Below are 18,959 nucleotides of genomic sequence, written 5' to 3'. Positions count from 1 at the left end.
GCACTTAAATTTACAAGTTTAATATTTTCAAAGAAAGTCACACCATGCTAAACAAACTACCTCAACTTTTTTCATTGCTTTTTAGTTATAAATCAAACATCTTTAACATCATCTCAAAACCAAAGCAAGCTTATACCTACACTAAGTTTGCTTTAGAGTTAAAAGAGCTTTATGAAAAAGAAAACGACAAAACAGAAGCTGCTTTTATCATCCTAGATAGAGTGCTTAAATTTAAAAAAGAAAATCCTGATGATTTTAATGATTTTTTAAAGCTTATTCAAGAGCTTTTAGCCACTTATGAAAATGATCCAAAAACAATCAAACAAAACATCAAAGATTTACTAAATAAACAAAAATAAAAAAGGTTATACATGGATAAAGACAAGCTTTCTACGCGTTTAGCACACATTTTACAATGTTTTAACAACGCACAAAGCTTTAGCTTAGAAGAATTAGCACAAGAATTTAATGTCAGTATCCGAACCATACAAAGGGATTTAAACGAAAGACTAGCTTTTATGCCTATAAAAAAAGAAAATGGTAGATATTTTTTGGAAAAATACGCCTTAGGAAAATTAAGCTTTAAAGACATACAAAATTTTGCTATATTAAGTGGCATAGGCAAGCTATATCCTAGTTTAGATAAAGAGTTTTTAAACGATTTACTCAATGAAAAAATCAACAAAGCCTTTTTAGTCAAAAACCAAAATTATGAAATGCTTGATAGACAAATTTTTGAAGAATTAAGCACGGCTATTATCGCAAAACATCCTATAAGTTTTGATTATAAAGAAAAACATCGCCAAGTTTATCCTTATAAACTTATCAATATAGAACATATATGGTATCTTTTAGCAGATGAAAACGACACTTTAAAAACTTTTGCTTTTTTAAAAATCACAAATTTAAAAACCAACACAACACAAACTTTCACGCCAAAAGAAAATTTCATCGAGCAAATAAAAAAAGATCAAAGCCATTGGATTAGCAAAGAAAACAAAGAAGCTATCTTAAAACTTGATAAAAAAGCTAAAGAATATTTCTTTAGAAAAAACGCCTTAAGCAAATACGAATTTATCGATGAAGACGAAAAATACATCTATATAAAAGCCTTTTACGCTTATGATGATGAGCTTTTAAATTTGATAAGATATTGGATACCTTATATAAAAATAAACAAACCTATTGCTTTAAAAGAAAAACTTTTTGAGCAATTAAACACATACATGCAAGATTAGTGTTTTTTTAATACATAGAGTTGCTCTTGTATATGCATGGAGCGTTTAGAAAGGTTTCTACTAGCTCTAAAGGCATTGTATTTTTGCTCAAGCACAAAGCATTTTCCAAGACTTTGAAGTCTTTTTGTGAAATTTTCTTTTTTTACAAAACCTTCACAATTATAAGAAAGCAATACAATCTTAGCTTTTAAATCATTTATTAAATCAAACAAAGCATCTTCAGCTTTTTTTTCTTTGTTAAAAGCACTGCGGTTCCAGTCTTTTGGTATGCCAGAAACCTTTGAAATTTCCTTTGGCTTTTTATAATTAGCAATTAAATTTAACATAAAATAATTTGACCCATAAGGGTGCTGATTATAAGGAGGATCTAAATATGCCACATCAAAATTATCAAGCTCTTTGGCTAAAATATTTGCATCTTTTTGAAAAACCTCATATTTACAAGTAAAATTTGAAAAAACAGGCATTTTTAAAGCTATATCGCCTTTTATACGGCTTAGTGCATTTGCTCCATTTCCTCCAAATTTTCCCACTCCATTTTTATCTTTATAAAAACCTTTAAAAACCCCACTTGTGTTTGCATGCACGCTTGCTTCATAGATAAGCGGTGCGATGAAATATTTTTGAATTTCTTTTGGCAAGCTTGAAATTTTTTCTCGCATAGAATCTAAATACATCGCATTTTTAAGCGTATAAAAAACTCTTTCATCTTTTTGGATACACTCATCATCACTTGGAGCATAAAGCTTGCTTATAAAGCCTTTTTTAAGTTTTAAATCAGAAATTAAAAAAGCATAATGTTTTTGTAATTCTCGTAAAAATTTTGCATTTTGATTGCTCAAATAACACTCATTAATGATTTTAGAATAATCCTCCAAATCATTTGCCATGATAAAACTCGCATAAGGCCTCACAAAACGCGAAACTACCCCAGATCCACTAAATACATCACAAAAACTAAATTTATCTTTTTTAAGCTCATTTTGTGCGAATTTAAAACCTTGATTTAAAAACTCTAACAAGGATCTTTTATTGCCAAGATAAGTTATGATTTGTTCTTTTAAAAATTGCGGATTTTCTAACATAAATTCAAAAATACAAGCCTTAAAAAAGGCTTGTAGTTATTTTTTCTTTTTAGGAGTTACTAACATATTTACATAGCGTCCTTCGAGTAAAGGCTCTTTGTCTCTATCTGCTATATCTTCTACCATTTGCCAAATTTTTTCAAGCAAAACTACCCCTGCTTCAGGAGAACTCATCTCACGACCTTTTAAAAACACTCTAAATTTTACATGTTTACCTTGTTCTAAAAACTCGCTTGCATGTTTTACTTTGTAATTAATATCATTTTGAGCGATTTTCACAGAAAGTTTAATCTCTTTTATATCAATTACCTTTTGTTTTTTCTTTGCTTCTTTTTGCTTTTTTTCTTGCTGATAACGGAATTTTCCATAATCCATTATTTTACACACTGGTGGTTTGGCATCAGCTGCTATCATCACTAAATCAAGCCCTAGTCTGTTTGCTATATCTAGTGCTTCATCACTACTAATAATGCCATAAACTTTGCCATCATCACCTATACATCTAATCTCATCTGCTTGAATTTCTTCATTTAGCAATACATCTTTTTCTTTACTCAAAAGCATACCTCACTTAATTTCTCCTTTGTTAGGGTTATAAATTCATCTAATGTCATTGTTTTTTGTTCTTTTGCTCTTCTATCTCTTAATGCCACACTTTGATTTGCCACTTCTTCATCGCCTAGCACAAGTATCATAGGTACATGTGCTTTTTCAGCGGTGCGGATTTTTTTATTTAAGCTTTCATTTTTATTATACACTTCACTATCAATGCCAAGCTCTAAAAGTTTTCTTGCTATTTCTTTTGCATACTCGTGGTGATTTTGCGAAATTGGCACTATGGCTACTTGAGTTGGTGCTATGAAAAATGGCAATTCACCCGCACAATGCTCTACTAAAATTCCTATAAATCTTTCAAAAGAGCCTAAAATAGCACGGTGAAGCATTACAGGTTGTTTTTTCTCATTATCTGTATCTGTGTATTCAAGTTTAAAACGACTTGGTAAGTTAAAATCTACTTGTATAGTCCCACACTGCCATTTTCTTTTTAACGCATCAGTGATTTTTATATCAATTTTTGGGCCATAAAAAGCTCCACCACCTTCATCAATGCCGTATTTTAAACCTTGTTCATCTAAAGCTTCTTTCAAAGCCTTTGTAGCTATATCCCAAATTTCATCATCGCCTATTGCTTTTGCTGGGCGTGTTGAAATTTCCATTTCATAATCAAACTCAAAAGCCTTCATTAAAGTATCAACAAAGCTTAAAATTTCTAAAACTTGTTCTTTTATCTGACTTGGCATACAAAAAATATGTGCATCATCTTGAGTAAATTCTCTTACCCTAAAAAGCCCGTGCAAAACTCCGCTTTTTTCATGGCGGTGCACTACGCCGTATTCAAAAAACTTCAAAGGTAAGTCACGATAACTTCTAACATCACTTTGATAAATTTTAATATGCCCTACACAATTCATCGGCTTAATGCCGTATTCTTGCTCATCAATTTGCGTAAAATACATATTTTCTTTATAGTTTGCATAATGCCCACTAATTTTCCATGCATCAGCTTTTAAAAGTTCAGGTCCGCGCACAGGCTCATAGCCTCTTAATCTATGTGCTTTATATAACAAATGCTCTAATTTGCTTCTTAATTTTGCACCATTACTAAGCCATATAGGAAGCCCACCACCTATTTCATCATCAAAGGCAAAAAGCTTCATTTCATTACCAAGCTTTCTATGATCTCTTTTTTTAGCCTCTTCAATGATTTTTAAGTATTCATTTAAACTTTCTTTATCAGCAAATGCAGTCCCATAAATTCTTGTAAGCATTTCTCTTTTTTCATCACCACCCAAATACGCTCCAGCTACACGGGTAAGTTTAAAAAATCTTAAATATCCAGTATTTGGCACATGAGGCCCACGGCATAAATCTTCAAATTCACCTTGCTTATAAATACTTACTTTTCCATCAGGAATTCTTAGCAAAACCTCTTGTTTTAAATCATCACTAGCAAATTTTTCTTTAACTTCAGCCTTTGAGAGCTCGTATTTTGTGATGTCTAATTTTGCTTGTGCTAGTTCCTTCATTTTCTTTTCGATTTTATTTAAATCTTCTTCTGAAATCTTACTATCAACCCTAAAATCGTAGTAAAATCCATCTTCTATCACAGGCCCTACAAAAAATTTAGCCTCTGGATATAAACTTTTAATTGCTTGAGCCATTAAATGCGCACAAGAATGACGAATAACTTCTAAACTTTGTTTGGAATTATCAAAATAAATCGGAGTTAAATTTGTATCATTGTTAAAACTTTGAGTATCTACTAAAGTTTCATTATTTGCATATGCGATTATATCTTTTGTCATTTCTACCCTTAGCACTCACTAACCTTGTGAGCTTAAATTAAAATATAAAGACTAATTTTAGCTATGAAAACTTAAACTTTTTTTAAATAAAGAATATTTTTATATTTTAAACACCTGTTCTTGATATATCTAATGCACCACTCATAAAAAGATACAAAAATACAAAACCTAAAATTATCCTATAAATTCCAAAAGGTATGAAATTTATCTTACTAATAAGTTTTAAAAATATTTTGATTACTACAAAAGCTACTACAAAAGCTGTTATGAAACCTATAATCAAAGGTATAAAATTATTCATATTGCTTAAAACTTGTGGTTCTTTATAAATACTATAAGCTGTTGCGATAATCATAGTAGGAATTGCAAGTAAAAATGAAAATTCAGAAGCTACCTTACGATCAAGCCCAAGCAATAATCCACCTATGATACTTGCTCCGCTTCTTGAAGTTCCAGGTATAATAGCAAGTGCTTGAGTTAAGCCTATTAAAAAAGCTTGTTTATAACTTACCTCATCCAAAGAATGTATAGCATAATCTTTTTTTCTATGTTTAAGCTCTATGATGATAAAAACAATTCCACCAATTATTAACATAGTAGCCACGGTATAGCCATTAAATATTTCTTTTAAAAATTTATATGCTATAAAGCCTACCCCGCCTGCAGGCAAAAAGCCCACAGCAAGTTTTAGCCAAATATCAAGTTTTTGAGTGAGTTTATCTTTAAAAATAATAATCACCGCAAGTATAGAACCAAGTTGAATGATAATGAAAAAACTTCTCCAAAAATCATCTATATTTAAACCCAAAATTTCAGCACCCAAGATCATATGCCCAGTTGATGAAACAGGTAAAAATTCTGTTAAACCTTCAATGATTCCTAAAATCAAAGCATAATAATATTCTAAATTCATTTTTTTAATACTCGTCTTGCAAAAATTAACATGATAATTATAAACACCACAAAACCAATAGATCCATCATCTTTAAATGAAGTTGCAATAGCAAGTGGATCTTCAGCCCCACCTCTACTAATAGAAAGCACGGTTAAACCAGCTATTAATACTCCAAATATACTTTCACCCACTATCAAGCCAGAAGCAAACAAGGTTCCTTTTTGTTCATGCTCACTAATGAGTTCTTTTTTATGAGCATTTTTAGCATATCTTTGCTCCAAACGCCTTTTAATTAAATACGCTAGTAATCCTCCTATAAACAAAGGCATATTTACAGCAGGTGGCAAATATATACCTATACCCACAGCTAAAGGTGGTAAAGACATGTTTTTCTTTCTTAATAAACGATCAACTATGATTATACCAACGCCCACAAAAGCACCCGCTATAATATAGCTCCAATCAATATTAGCATTGAAAATACCTTGAGCAATAGTACTCATTAAATTTGCTTGTGGAGCAGCGAGTGCATTTGCCTCATCCATTCCCTCTCTTGGCATTGCACCCACAAAACCATAAGCTTGGTATAATAAATTTAAAACAGGAGCGATAGCCAAAGCTCCAAATACACAACCTATAATCAAAGAAACTTGTTGTTTCCAAGGAGTTGCACCTACTAAATAGCCTGTTTTTAAATCTTGTAAATTATCATTAGAAATAGCAGCAGTTGCCAAAATAACACTAGTAGTAAATATAGCAAAAGCAATAGCAAATTTAGACATCAAAGGATCGCTAAATAAATCTACTTGATAACCCAAAAGCAAAATAATCAAAGAAGAAATCATAATCCCAATAAGTCCTATACCAGAAATAGGCGAAGATGATGAGCCCACCAAACCTGCCATATATCCACAAGCAGAAGCCACAAAAAAGCCTATGAAAATTGCTACTAAAGTTCCTACAAAAGCAAAAAGAATTTGATAGCCACTTGCTAAATTTGAATCAGCTACAAAAGCATAAAAGGATATAAATAAACCTATACTCATTAACGCAAATAAAGCTATCATTGCTTTTAATGATAAATCAGTATCTTTTGGATCTTGTGAAATATGAAGAGAAGTTTTTTTAAGCATATTTTTCATACCATCATATACAGGCTTAGCAAGTTCTATCAAAGTCCATAAAGCTGCTATAGCAATAGCTCCTGTGCCTATTAAACGCACTTTTTGAGCCCAAATTTGATTAGCAATATCTAATGCACTCAAACTCGCATCAAAACTCTCTTTAGCAGAAAAATACGGCACAAAAACCATCCACGCAAGCACCATACCCACAAGCAATGCAACACCTCCAGCTATACCTACTAAGTATCCAGCACCCAAAAGTGCTACTGAATATCCCATAGAAAAACCAAAAGTCATTTTTTGCCACATAAAAGCAAAACTACTTCCACTTGAAAGAAGCTTAAAACCACTTGAAAAAAGGCTAATTACAGAAGCCAATACAACACCAAGAGTAATTTCTTTTAAACCTACTTTGCCTTTTTTATCTGCTTGATCTTTATTAGCAACTTTTAAGATTTCAGCAGCTGCCCTTCCTTCAGGATAAGCTAATTTGCTCTCTACTACCATGGCTCTTCGCAAAGGTATAGTAAAAAGCACGCCTAATCCACCTCCACAAAGACAAAGCATAAAAGTAAGCCAAAGCGGAAATTCAAACCAATACCCACATATAAAAAGACCTGGTATAACAAAAATCACAGCTGATAATGTCCCCGCTGCTGAAACTTGAGTTTGCACCATATTATTTTCTAAAATATTAGAATCTTTAAAAATTTTTAAAACTGCCATTGCAATCACAACAGCAGGAATAGAAGTAGAAAAAGTAAGACCAACTTTAAGCCCCAAATAAACATTTGAGGCAGTAAATATAATCGTTAAAATACTTCCTAAAATTATACCTCTAAGCGTAAGCTCCGGTAATGATTTTTTTGTATACATTTTGTTTCTCCATTTTTATTGACAACCTTCACATTCTATACTTCTATCAACTATATTATCATTAACTTTTTCACTATCAGGACTTTCGCTTCTTAAATAATAAGTTGATTTAACCCCTAATTCCCAAGCAAGTTGATAAATTTCATTCAAATACCCCCCGCTTGCTTTATCTAAAGAAACAAAGATATTTAAAGACTGACCTTGATCTATCCATTTACCACGAATAGCAGCTGCTTTTACTAAGATTTTTTGATCAAGCTCATAAGCAGGGGTATAATACTGCCAAGTATTAGCGCTTAAATTTGGCACCACAGTTGGTATCATACCGCTTAAGTTTTGCTCAAACCATTTTCTCTTATACACAGGCTCAATCGTTTGAGTAGTTCCCACTAAAATAGAAATAGAAGAAGTTGGTGCTATAGCCATTAAATAACCATTTCTTATACCATCTCTTTTAAGTTTTTCTCTTAATTTTTCCCAATCACACTCACTTTGATCAAATAAACCTTCACTTGCGGTAAGTTTTTTGGCATTTTCATTTGCTACATCAATTGGCACTATACCTTTACTCCAATTTGAACCTTCAAAATCAGGATAACTTCCTTTTTCTAAAGCTAAATTTGAACTAGCTAAAATCGCTTCATAGCTAATCATTTCCATAATATGATCAATTTTTTCAAAATGCTCATTAGAACCCCAATAAATTTGGGCTTCAGCCAGCATTTGCGCTTCGCCCATTACACCAAGTCCTATAGCACGCGATTTTAGATTGGTATTTTTAACTTTCACATGAGGATAAAAATTCAAATCAATTACATTATCAAGCATTCTAATAGCCGTTGGAACCACTCTTTGAATATCTTCTTTAGTGTTAATTTTGCTTAAATTTATACTTGCTAGGTTACAAACAGCAGTTTTTCCTTCTATTTTATATTTTTCTACTATATAAACTTTTTTACCATTAATGCTATCTAAGGTAGAAACCTTTTTAGCAGGCTTTTTGTAGCCTCCATCTATGGTGAGTTCTTCATTTTCATCTAAATGAAGCTCTGTTTTATCATCAAATACAATTTTGATTTGATAATAATTTGGATCTGTATTTTGAAAAATTTCTGTACATAAATTCGAACTTCTTATAATTCCTACATGTGAATTTGGATTGGCTTTATTAGCGCTATCTTTAAAGCATAAAAATGGCATACCTGTTTCAAAATAAGAAAGCAATATCTTTTTCCATAGCTCTTTTGCATCAACAATTTCTTTGGCTATGCTTTCATCTTTTTCAAATTCTTCGTATTTTTTTTCAAATTCCTCACCATATAAATCACACAAAATTTCAGTATCTGCAGGATCAAAAAGCGTCCATTTATCATTTGCTCTCACCCTTTTCATAAACAAATCATTAATCCACAAAGCAGGAAAAAGCTCATGCGCTCTTCTTCTTTCTTCACCTGAATTTTTACGCAAATCTAAAAAATCATTTACATCCATATGCCAAGGTTCGATATAAACAGCAATCGCCCCTTTTCTAGTTCCTAGTTGATCAACAGCTACTGCTATATCGTTAGTGATTTTTAAAAATGGTATAATCCCACCTGCTGCATTTTTATGCCCATCTATGCTTCCACCCATTGCACGCACCTTAGACCAGTCCCAGCCTATACCACCACCAAATTTAGATAAAAGTGCCATTTCTTGATAAGAATCAAAAATTCCTTCTATATTATCAGGTGTGCTTCCTATATAACATGAGCTTAATTGGTGTCTTGTAGTTCTTGCATTTGAAAGGGTTGGGGTTGCAAGCATTACTTCAAAAGTTGAGATTAAATCATAAAATTTCTTAGCCCAAGTTTGAGAATCTAGCTCATTTTGCGCCAAAAACATCGCTATAGCCATAAACATTTGCTGTGGCAATTCTATAGGTATACCCTTAGAATCTTTAATCAAATATCTATCATATAAAGTTTTTATACCAAGATAAGTAAATTGCAAATCACGCTCTGGTTTTATATAAGCATCTAAATCATCTAAATCGTATTTTTCTTTTAGGCCTATTAAAATCCTACCTTCTTTTTCACCTTTTTCAAGGTATTCTTTTAGATGTTTATAGCCACTATAACCACTTACTTTTTTATATAAATCATACAAAAACAATCTTGCTGCAACAAAAGTCCAATTAGGTCTATCAATGTCTATTTTATCTACTGCAGTTTTTATAAGAGTTTGTTGGATTTCTTCAGTGCTAATCCCGTCGCGAAATTGGATTTTTGCATCCACTTCAAGCTCGCTTTGGCTGACATTTTCTAAATTTGCCACTGCATCTGTGGTGTATTTTTTGATTTTAGAAACATCTAATTCTTCTGTTCTACCATTTCTTTTTAATACTTTCATATCAGCCTTTCTTACTTAAATGTTCTTTCAAAAATTTTATCTACATTTTTAGTGTAATAATTATAATCAAAACAATTTCTAATATCTGTCTCACTCAAAGACTTTTTCAAATCCTCATCAGCTAATAAAGCTAGTAAAAATAAGCTCTCGCCTTTTTCATTTAAAGCGGGCTTACCATTTTGCAAATCAGCCCAAACTTTCATAGCATTTCTTTGAACAATTTTATAAGCTTCTTCTCTGCTTATACCTTTAAATGGAAGTTCAAGCAATACTCTTTGAGAAAACACAAGCCCACCGGTTAAATTTAAATTTTTCATCATATTTTCTGGATACACCAAAAGTTTTTCTATCACCCCGCATAATCTTGAGAGCATAAAATCAGTCGTAACAAACGCATCAGGCAAAATAAATCTTTCTACACTAGAATGTGATATATCTCTTTCATGCCATAAGGCTACATTTTCTAAAGCAGGATTTACATAAGCTCTTATCACTCTACAAAGGCCAGTAATATTTTCACTCAAAACAGGGTTTCTCTTATGTGGCATAGCAGAACTCCCTTTTTGTCCTTGAGAAAAATACTCTTCAGCTTCATACACTTCTGTTCTTTGAAAATGGCGGATAGCAACTGCAATTTGCTCACAACTTGAAGCTAAAATCGCTAAAGCTGAAATAACTTGTGCGTAACGATCTCTTTGTATTACTTGGTTTGAAACTGGAGCAGGTTTAAGGCCTAAATTTTTACAAACTTCTTCTTCAAATTCAAGCGGAGCATGAGCAAAATTTCCCATAGCACCGCTGATTTTTCCATAGCTAATAACTTCTTTTGCATGAAGGATTAAATCTTTTGCATGGATTAATGAATCATACCAAATAGCCAAAACCAAACCAAAGGTTATAGGTTCTCCATGAATTCCATGACTTCTTCCTACCATTAAAGTATTTTTGTGCTCATACGCTCTTGTTTTAATCGCTGCTAATACTTGATCTAAATCTTGCAAGATTAATTCTAAACTATCTTTAATCTGTAAAGCAACAGCAGTATCTATACAATCTGAACTCGTCATTGCATAATGCACAAAACGACTTTCTTCGCCTAAACTTTCACTCACACTTGTTAAAAAGGCTATTACATCATGTTTGGTGGTTTTTTCTATCTCATCAATCCTTGCTATATCAAATTTAGCATTTTTAATGATTTTTTCACAATCATCATCTTTAATAAGACCTAGTTTATTCCACGCTTTTACAGCAGCTAATTCTACTTTAAGCCATGCATCGTATTTTGCTTGCATGTCCCATTTTTTAGCCATGATTTCCCTGCTATATCTTTCAACCATTTTCAAAACCTTTTTTAGATATAATAATTATTTAAAAAAATGTTTATTTTATCGAAAATTATTTATACTAGGATTAAACTTGCCTTATATAAAAATAAAACTATCAAATAATGGAAAAAAGGCCTTTAAACTACTTATGGATGAATTAAAAATTTCCATAAGTCAAGCACAAAAACTTATCGACAAAAAACGCCTTTTTTGCAATGGAAATTTAGTAGAAGAAAAAAATCAATTTTTAGATGGATTGGTAGAATTAATTGTTTATCAAAATGAGCCAAAGGGCATAGAAATAGTCTATGAAAATGAAGATTTTGCAGTGATAGAAAAGCCAAGTGGGGTATTAAGCCACCCAAATGGAAGAAATTGCACTTATAGCCTTTGTGATGAAATTTGGCATTTATGGGGTGAAAAAGCTTGTGTGGCTCATAGGCTAGATAAAGAAACAAGTGGGCTTATACTTGTTGCAAAACATAAATTTGCACAAATTGAGTTAAAAACCATGTTTGAAAAAAGATTGGTTCAAAAAAGCTATCTTGCTTTAGTAGAAGGAAAAACCAAAGCACAATTTAGAGTAGATGAAAGCATGGATTTAGCTAAAGATTATGATAATGTTAAAACTAGAATGTGTATTTGTAAAAATGGAAAAAAAGCTATAACAGATTTTCAAAGTTTAGAATTTTTTGAAAATTTAAATGCTAGTTTGGTTTTAGCAAAGCCTTTAACAGGAAGACAACACCAAATAAGACTGCATTTGTTTCATGTGAAACATAAAATTTTAGGCGAACCTTTGTATGGTTTAGAAAAAATACAAATAGAACAAATACTTGATGGAAAAATGAGTGAAACTGAAAGAATTCAAACTACAGGTGCTAAAAGACTGCTTTTACACTCTTTTAGCCTAGAATTTAAATATAAAAATAAAAACTTTTTGATACAATCTCAAAAAAATATTAAAGATGAATTCTTAGAAAATTTATCTTAATCTTTTTCTAATTTTAAAACTTTATTGGTTTGAATTGCGACTGCAATTTGCTTAGCTGGAGCACCATAATCTCTACAATAATCACAGGATTTGTAAAAATCTTGAGCGTAAAATTCAAAAAATCTTTCTTTATCATCATCTAAATTTACAAAATCACCCTCAAATTCTTCTAAGCCTTTAAGACGCGATAAAGAAGAAGATATAGGACATGTAAATACAGCTCCATTTGGTGCTAAAGATTTATCTTTTAAGCCTTCTGAAGTCATTAAACTAACACATGGCATTTGACAATTGCGATAATTTTTTATTATATCTTCTTTATTTCTACCGCGTTTGTAAATTTTTTCAGGATCACTCCAAGTGGAATTTTCTCCACTAGAATCCATAGAAAATGGAATTTTATTTTCTTTTAATTTTTTCAAAATGCTTTCTTGTTTCAATGGAATTTTTAAATTTGGAGATCTTTTATAATCTGAAATCGTAATTTTTCTAACCTTATTAGAAAATTTTAATCTTTTTATCAACTCATCTTTAAAATCAATAGTAGCATTAGTCACTAAAGAAAATGTTAATATCTTCTTTTGAGTATCTAAATAATCAATCAATTGCGGTAAATCCTTAAACAACAAGGGTTCTCCACCTATGATTCTAACCCTTGCAATAGAATCCACCTTAGATAAAAGCAATTCTAATGATTTTATAATACCCTCTAAAGTACAGGTATATTGATTAGATGGTGAAAAATATTGCATTAAATTATTACAAGATTCGCATCTTAAAGTGCATTTTGTAGTTAAAACTAATTCTAAATAAGGAATATCTATTTTACCCTCCCCTACTCGTTTTTCAAAATATTTTTTCAAATAAAATTTTCTCATCAAAGCAGCATATGGAAGTTTAAAAATTCTAGCTAATCCTCTTTTTCCAGTTAAATAAGAATAATACCAAGAAATATTTGCTTTTATATATCTATTTTGAAATAGTTCATTTTCTAATAATTGTTTTTTATCTATCATTATTTTTCCCTTCATTTCTCAAAACATAAATAATCCCACCAAGTCCTATTACCACTACTATTGCGATGAAAATAATTTGCGCTATATCCAAAAAAGTCATTTTGCACTTTGCCTTTCTTTAAGTTGTCCACAAGCTGCAGAAATATCAAGTCCTTTACTTTCTCTTATGGTGCAAGTTACGCCTTTAGCGCTCAGATAATCTTGAAATTTAACCGCCGCTTCAACGCTTGGCCTTTTATATAAACTACCTTCGTGAGGATTAAAAAGTATTAAATTTACCTTGGCTTTTATACCATTTAAAAGCTTAACTAATTCTTTGGCATGCTCGATTTTATCATTTATTCCATCAATTAAAAGGTATTCAAACATCACTCTTTTGCGTTGATCTATTGGGAAATTTCTCACTGCTTCCATAATGCTAGCTATATTATAAGCTTTATTTATAGGCATTAATTCACTTCTTAATTCATCATTTACAGCATGAAGTGAAATAGCCAAAAGCACACCCAAATTCATTGCACCTAGTTCTTTAATTTGTTTTGCTAAACCACTTGTGCTTATAGTTTGCCTTCTAGGGCTTATCGCTAAAGCATCATTATCAGCTAAAATCACAACTGCCTTAGAAACATTTTTAAGATTATCCAAAGGCTCACCCATGCCCATATAGACTATATTAACCCTTCTTTCATAAGGAATTTGATTATGCTTTTTTATCCATAAAATTTGTCCTACTATCTCTCCAGCACTTAAATTTCTTTTCAATCCCCCTTTAGCAGTAAGACAAAAACTACATCCGCTTTTACAACCCACTTGTGATGAAACACAAATAGTATATCTTGCATGTTTGATAATCTTACCATTTTCATCTACAAGTTCTTCTTTCATAGGAAGCAAAACAGCCTCTATTTTTTTACCATCTAAAAGCTCAAAAAGGTATTTAATGCTCCCATCTTTGCTTTTTTCATCTTTTACACATTTTAAAGGACTAAAGTGAAAATTTTCTTGCAAATACGCCCTAAATTCTTTTGGCAAAGACGACATTTGTAAAAAATCATCGGCGTATTTTTTATAAATCCACTCAAAAATTTGCTTAGCTCTAAATTTGGGCTGAACTAAATTTTCTAATTCTTCTTTAGTAAAATCTAATATATTTTTTAAATCACTCAATTTTTTTCCTATATAAGTTTTTTATCTAGCAAAAAATCTTTTAATAATTCTTTTGCTTTTTGATGATTTTTTAAAAAATCTTCATGGGCAAATTCATCACAAAAATTTGTCGCACACAAATAACAAATTCCATTAATTCCTTGCATTTTTGCACAAGAAAGCACTGCGTAAGCTTCCATATTTTCTATATGCAAACCTTTTTCAAAAAATTGTTTTGCTATATTTTTATCCTTGCATATATAGTTTGAAGAATTAATCATTGTTTCATGTGAAACATTTAATATGATTTTATTTGCAATAGGTGTATAAAACCCATCGCAAATATCGGCATATTCTATATTTGAAGCATTAGAGCTTTCATAAATTTCTAAGATTTTTCCTTCTTGATAAATTCCACAAGTTCCAATAAAAATCAAATTATCCACCTTTTCTTCGCTTAAAATTTTACCCAAAGAAAAAGCAGAATTAACAAGTCCTATGCCTATACTTTTTGCAAATTTAAAATTTTCATTTCCGCCAGCACATACTATAAGATTTTTCAAAAATCCACCTTTATAAAAAATAAAGTTAAATTTTATCCAATTAGCACTTAAAATAATGCTATAATTAATATTTTTTAGATAAAATATTTTTATGATTAAAGCAAAAAAACATTTTGGGCAAAATTTTTTAGAAGATAAAAGCGTGGTAGCAAAAATCATCCAAGCCATACCCAAAGATACTAAAAATATAGTTGAGATTGGGCCTGGCTTAGGTGATTTAACGCAAGAACTTTTGAAAGTCTCTAAGGTAAAAGCTTATGAGATTGACAAAGATTTAATTCCTATTTTGAATAAAAAATTTCAAAATGAGATTGAAGGTGGAAATTTTGAGCTTATACATCAAAATGCAAGCGATGCATTTGAAAAAGGAAGTTTAAGCGAAAAAGAGTATTTTTTAGTAGCGAATTTACCTTATTATATTGCTACAAATTTGATTTTACAAGCCTTAGAAGATGAAAATTGTTTAGGGCTTATAGTTATGGTGCAAAAAGAAGTAGCACAAAAATTTTGTGCAAGTGAGAAAGAAAGTAATTTTTCGGCTCTAGGGGTGCTTTGTGCATTAATCTGCCAAAGACAAATGCTTTTTGATATAAAACCACAAAGCTTTAATCCTCCGCCAAAAGTTACTTCAGCTGTGATAAAGCTAATAAAATTTAGCCATTATCAGCAAAAATGTGACAATATAAAAGCTTTTAAAGATTTTCTTAGAGTGTGTTTTCAAAACCCAAGAAAACAACTTATATCAAATTTCAAAGATAAAAAAGAAAAAATATTAAAAGCCTTTAATGCACTAAATATCTCACCTACTTCAAGAGCTCATGAAATTAGCGTTGATTTATACCTTAAAATTTATGATTATTTAAAGGATGATTATGAGCGAAGAAAACAAAACTCAAGAACAAAATAAACCTAGAAGATTTAACAAATTTAAAAATAAAAAAAGAAAAGAATCACAAAATTTAGAACAAAACGAGGCAAAACTAGAAAATATTCAAAATGAAAATGTTGAAGAAAAAAAGAGAAAGAAAAAAAATAGAAATTTACCTTCTAAATTAAGTGGTAATGAAGAATGGCAAGTAGAACTTGCTAAAAGTATACAAGCAAATAAAATCATGCATGAGTTAAGACTCCACCCTTTAAAACACAATAACTCAAGCGAGCATAAAATCCGTATTACGCCTTTGGGTGGGCTTGGAGAAATTGGTGGAAATATCACCGTTTTTGAAACCAATAATGATGCGATTATTGTTGATATAGGTATGAGTTTTCCTGATGGAACTATGCATGGGGTAGATATCATCATACCTGATTTTGACTATGTTAGAAAGATAAAAGATAAAATTCGTGCCATTATAATCACACATGCTCATGAAGATCATATCGGTGCAGTGCCGTATTTTTTCAAAGAATTCCAATTTCCTATCTATGCGACACCTTTAGCCCTAGGTATGATTTCAAACAAATTTGAAGAACATGGCTTAAAAGCTGAGCGTAAATGGTTTAGACCAATCACCAAAAGACAAATTTATGAAATAGGTGATTTTGATTTAGAATGGATTCACATAACCCACTCTATCATCGATGCATGTGCGCTAGCTATTAAAACTAAAGCAGGAACTATCATACACACAGGTGATTTTAAGATAGATCAAACTCCAATTGATGGTTACCCAACGGATTTAAGTCGTTTAGCTCAATATGGCGAAGAAGGGGTGCTTTGTCTTTTAAGTGATAGCACAAACTCATATAAAGAAGGTTACACAAAAAGTGAAAGCTCTGTAGGGCCTACTTTTGATCAAATTTTTGCTAAAACTAAGGGCAGGGTGATCATGAGCACCTTTAGCTCTAATATCCACCGCGTATATCAAGCTATTAGTTATGGTTTAAAATACGGCAGAAAGGTTTGTGTGATAGGGCGTTCTATGGAAAGAAATCTCTATACCACCATGGAACTTGGTTATATCAAACTTGATAGAAAAATTTTCATTGACGCTGATGAAGTTAGCAAATACAAAGACAATGAAGTGCTTATAGTAACTACAGGAAGCCAAGGTGAAACCATGAGTGCTTTATATAGAATGGCAACTGATGAGCATAAATTTATCAAAATCAAACCAAGCGATCAAGTTATCATTTCAGCTAAAGCCATACCAGGAAATGAAGCAAATGTTTCTGCTGTGCTTGATTTTCTTTTAAAAGCAGGAGCTAAAGTTGCTTATCAAGAATTTAGCGAAATTCATGTAAGCGGGCACGCTAGCATAGAAGAGCAAAAACTTATGCTTACTTTGGTAAAACCTAAATTTTTCTTACCAGTGCATGGAGAATATAATCATATCAACAAACACAAAGAAACTGCACTAAAATGTGGCATACCTGAAAGAAACATTTATTTAATGAGCGATGGAGATCAAGTAGAGCTTTGCCAAAAATACATCAAACGCGTAAAAACGGTTAAAACAGGAAAGGTTTTTGTAGATAATCAAATCAACAAACAAATCGCAGATGATGTGGTAATTGATAGACAAAAACTAGCAGATAGCGGTATAGTTGTTATCATTGCTCAGCTTGATAAAGCAAGCAAAACGCTTATTAATAAACCAAGAGTATTTAGCTATGGTTTGGTAGCTGATAAACAAGATGGAGCATTTTCAAAAGAAATGAGCGATGTTTTAAGTCAATTTTTCCCTAATGTAAAAGATGAAATTTTAGACAATCCAAAAGTTTTAGAAGCTCAAATTAGACAAGTGCTAAGAAAGCATATTTTTAGAAAAATCAAAAAATACCCAACCATAGTGCCAACTATTTTTGTGATGTAGGCTGAAAATGAGAATTAATAAATTCATCTCACACAATAGCAAATACTCTCGCCGTGAGGCTGATGAGCTAATCAAGCAAGGCTTAGTAAAAATCAATCAAAAAAAAGCCTTGCTAAATGATAGCGTGAATGCTGAAGATAAAGTTTTTATAAATGGCAAAAAGTTGCATAAAAAAACCCAGTTTTCAGTCATCATTTATCACAAACAAAAGGGTGAAATAGTCAGCAAAAAAGATGATAGGGGTAGAAAAACTATTTATCATACCTTACCAAAACAATTTAGCACTTGGCTTAGTGTTGGAAGGCTTGACTTTGCAAGTGAGGGTTTGCTTTTGCTAACGGATTCTCCTGTGATAGCCCATGCACTAATGCATAGTGATTTAGAAAGAGAATACTACTTAAAAGTAAAAGGCAATATAGATAAAAATGTCATCGAAGCTATGCAAAATGGCTTAGAAATTCAAAATGAAAAAAAAGGCGCTCACGCTAAAACCAAAATAACATCTATGAGTTTTGCTCCCTTTTTAGGTTTTGAAATTTTTGGCTCAAGTGGTGGCTATACAAAGCTAAAAGTAATCATTAATGAAGGTAAAAATAGAGAGCTAAGACGCTTTTTTGGACATTTTGATTTAGAAGTGATGGATCTTAAAAGAGTGGCTTTTGGGGCTTTAGATCTTGGTATGTTAAAAGCAGGTAAATACCGCTTTTTAGAAAATGGTGAGTATGAAAAACTACGCGATTTTTTAAGAATGAATAATATTAGATATTAATAATACTTTAAAATGACTTAAATTAATTAAAATTTAATTTTATTTTACTATAATTAGCAATTTAATTTATATAAAAAAGGAAAATTATGGCAAACCATAAATCTGCTGAAAAAAGAGCAAGACAAACTATAAAAAGAACAGAAAGAAATAGATTTTATAGAACAAGATTAAAAAATATCACAAAAGCTGTTCGCGAAGCAGCAGCAAACAATGACAAAGAAGCAGCACAAAATGCATTAAAAATAGCTAACAAAAGCATTCATGCTATGGTAAGTCGTGGATTTTTGAAAAAACAAACTGCTTCACGCCGTGTAAGTAGATTAGCGTTATTGGTAAATAAAATAGCATAATT

General features: G+C 31.3%; 18 protein-coding genes. 7 read left to right on the top strand and 11 right to left on the bottom strand.

Features of this window, described 5'->3' with window-relative positions; genetic code table 11:
• Nucleotides 1–44: 44 nt before the first annotated feature.
• A complete protein-coding gene (locus tag CPEL_RS00155; RefSeq protein WP_044598082.1) occupies nucleotides 45–359 on the top strand; it encodes a hypothetical protein in 315 nt (104 codons plus the stop codon).
• Nucleotides 360–371: 12 nt separating this feature from the next.
• Nucleotides 372–1,238, top strand: a complete 867-nt coding sequence (locus CPEL_RS00150; RefSeq protein WP_044598081.1) for a helix-turn-helix transcriptional regulator — start codon at nucleotides 372–374, stop codon at nucleotides 1,236–1,238.
• Here the strand turns inward: CPEL_RS00150 and CPEL_RS00145 are convergent.
• From CPEL_RS00145 to purB, 7 genes are all read right to left on the bottom strand, one after another.
• Nucleotides 1,235–2,323, bottom strand: a complete 1,089-nt coding sequence (locus CPEL_RS00145; RefSeq protein WP_044598080.1) for a DNA adenine methylase — start codon at nucleotides 2,321–2,323, stop codon at nucleotides 1,235–1,237. The two genes, CPEL_RS00150 and CPEL_RS00145, sit on opposite strands and share 4 nt — an antisense overlap.
• Nucleotides 2,324–2,359: 36 nt before the next feature.
• Nucleotides 2,360–2,881, bottom strand: coding sequence for a translation initiation factor IF-3 (infC, locus tag CPEL_RS00140; RefSeq protein ID WP_044599457.1), 522 nt, complete (start codon nucleotides 2,879–2,881; stop codon nucleotides 2,360–2,362).
• Nucleotides 2,878–4,689 carry a threonine--tRNA ligase gene (gene thrS, locus CPEL_RS00135; protein WP_044598079.1) on the bottom strand — a complete coding sequence of 604 codons (1,812 nt, stop codon included), beginning with the start codon at nucleotides 4,687–4,689 and terminating at the stop codon, nucleotides 2,878–2,880. The genes infC and thrS overlap by 4 nt, the downstream gene beginning before the upstream one ends.
• 106 nt (nucleotides 4,690–4,795) lie before the next feature.
• On the bottom strand, nucleotides 4,796–5,602 hold the full coding sequence (locus CPEL_RS00130; RefSeq protein WP_044598078.1) for an undecaprenyl-diphosphate phosphatase: 807 nt from the start codon (nucleotides 5,600–5,602) through the stop codon (nucleotides 4,796–4,798).
• Nucleotides 5,599–7,584, bottom strand: coding sequence for an OPT family oligopeptide transporter (locus tag CPEL_RS00125; RefSeq protein WP_044598077.1), 1,986 nt, complete (start codon nucleotides 7,582–7,584; stop codon nucleotides 5,599–5,601). Before CPEL_RS00125 ends, CPEL_RS00130 begins: the two co-directional genes overlap by 4 nt.
• Before the next feature lie 15 nt (nucleotides 7,585–7,599).
• Nucleotides 7,600–9,975: an aerobic ribonucleoside-diphosphate reductase Ia, B1 protein subunit NrdA gene (locus CPEL_RS00120; RefSeq protein ID WP_044598076.1), complete on the bottom strand. Its 2,376-nt coding sequence runs from the start codon at nucleotides 9,973–9,975 to the stop codon at nucleotides 7,600–7,602.
• An 11-nt stretch (nucleotides 9,976–9,986) separates the two neighbouring features.
• Entirely contained in the window at nucleotides 9,987–11,315 is a 1,329-nt protein-coding gene (gene purB, locus CPEL_RS00115; protein ID WP_044598075.1) for an adenylosuccinate lyase, read from the bottom strand.
• Nucleotides 11,316–11,394: 79 nt separating this feature from the next.
• On the opposite strand from purB, the gene CPEL_RS00110 reads away from it, so the two are divergent.
• Entirely contained in the window at nucleotides 11,395–12,297 is a 903-nt protein-coding gene (locus CPEL_RS00110) for an RluA family pseudouridine synthase (protein WP_044598074.1), read from the top strand.
• On the opposite strand, the gene CPEL_RS00105 is transcribed toward CPEL_RS00110, so the two are convergent.
• Genes CPEL_RS00105 through CPEL_RS00095 form a run of 4 tightly spaced genes read right to left on the bottom strand, consistent with a single transcriptional unit; the run spans nucleotide 12,294 to nucleotide 15,022 of the window.
• Nucleotides 12,294–13,313, bottom strand: coding sequence for a radical SAM domain-containing protein (locus tag CPEL_RS00105; protein WP_044598073.1), 1,020 nt, complete (start codon nucleotides 13,311–13,313; stop codon nucleotides 12,294–12,296). The two genes, CPEL_RS00110 and CPEL_RS00105, sit on opposite strands and share 4 nt — an antisense overlap.
• On the bottom strand, nucleotides 13,303–13,413 hold the full coding sequence (locus tag CPEL_RS09480; protein WP_232088171.1) for a hypothetical protein: 111 nt from the start codon (nucleotides 13,411–13,413) through the stop codon (nucleotides 13,303–13,305). The genes CPEL_RS00105 and CPEL_RS09480 overlap by 11 nt, the downstream gene beginning before the upstream one ends.
• The gene (gene rlmN, locus CPEL_RS00100; RefSeq protein ID WP_044598072.1) at nucleotides 13,410–14,480 is read right to left on the bottom strand and encodes a dual-specificity RNA methyltransferase RlmN; all 1,071 of its coding nucleotides are present in this window, start codon (nucleotides 14,478–14,480) and stop codon (nucleotides 13,410–13,412) included. The genes CPEL_RS09480 and rlmN overlap by 4 nt, the downstream gene beginning before the upstream one ends.
• An 8-nt stretch (nucleotides 14,481–14,488) precedes the next feature.
• Nucleotides 14,489–15,022 (bottom strand): purine-nucleoside phosphorylase, encoded by a 534-nt coding sequence (locus CPEL_RS00095; RefSeq protein ID WP_044599456.1) that lies wholly within the window; start codon nucleotides 15,020–15,022, stop codon nucleotides 14,489–14,491.
• Nucleotides 15,023–15,113: 91 nt separating this feature from the next.
• Here CPEL_RS00095 and rsmA point away from each other — a divergent pair, with 91 nt between their 5' ends.
• The 4 genes from rsmA to rpsT all read left to right on the top strand — a co-directional run bounded on the left by rsmA (nucleotide 15,114) and on the right by rpsT (nucleotide 18,957).
• Complete coding sequence (gene rsmA, locus CPEL_RS00090) at nucleotides 15,114–15,929, top strand: 16S rRNA (adenine(1518)-N(6)/adenine(1519)-N(6))-dimethyltransferase RsmA (protein ID WP_044598071.1); 816 nt, start codon at nucleotides 15,114–15,116, stop codon at nucleotides 15,927–15,929.
• The gene (locus tag CPEL_RS00085) at nucleotides 15,895–17,838 is read left to right on the top strand and encodes a ribonuclease J (RefSeq protein ID WP_148308758.1); all 1,944 of its coding nucleotides are present in this window, start codon (nucleotides 15,895–15,897) and stop codon (nucleotides 17,836–17,838) included. The genes rsmA and CPEL_RS00085 overlap by 35 nt, the downstream gene beginning before the upstream one ends.
• A 7-nt stretch (nucleotides 17,839–17,845) precedes the next feature.
• On the top strand, nucleotides 17,846–18,607 hold the full coding sequence (locus CPEL_RS00080) for a pseudouridine synthase (RefSeq protein WP_044598069.1): 762 nt from the start codon (nucleotides 17,846–17,848) through the stop codon (nucleotides 18,605–18,607).
• 86 nt (nucleotides 18,608–18,693) lie between these two features.
• A complete protein-coding gene (gene rpsT, locus CPEL_RS00075; RefSeq protein ID WP_044598068.1) occupies nucleotides 18,694–18,957 on the top strand; it encodes a 30S ribosomal protein S20 in 264 nt (87 codons plus the stop codon).
• Nucleotides 18,958–18,959: the final 2 nt, after the last annotated feature.

The sequence above is a fragment of the Campylobacter peloridis LMG 23910 genome (assembly GCF_000816785.1).
Lineage (GTDB): Bacteria > Campylobacterota > Campylobacteria > Campylobacterales > Campylobacteraceae > Campylobacter_D > Campylobacter_D peloridis.
This window is presented reverse-complemented; position numbering and strand designations above follow the sequence as displayed.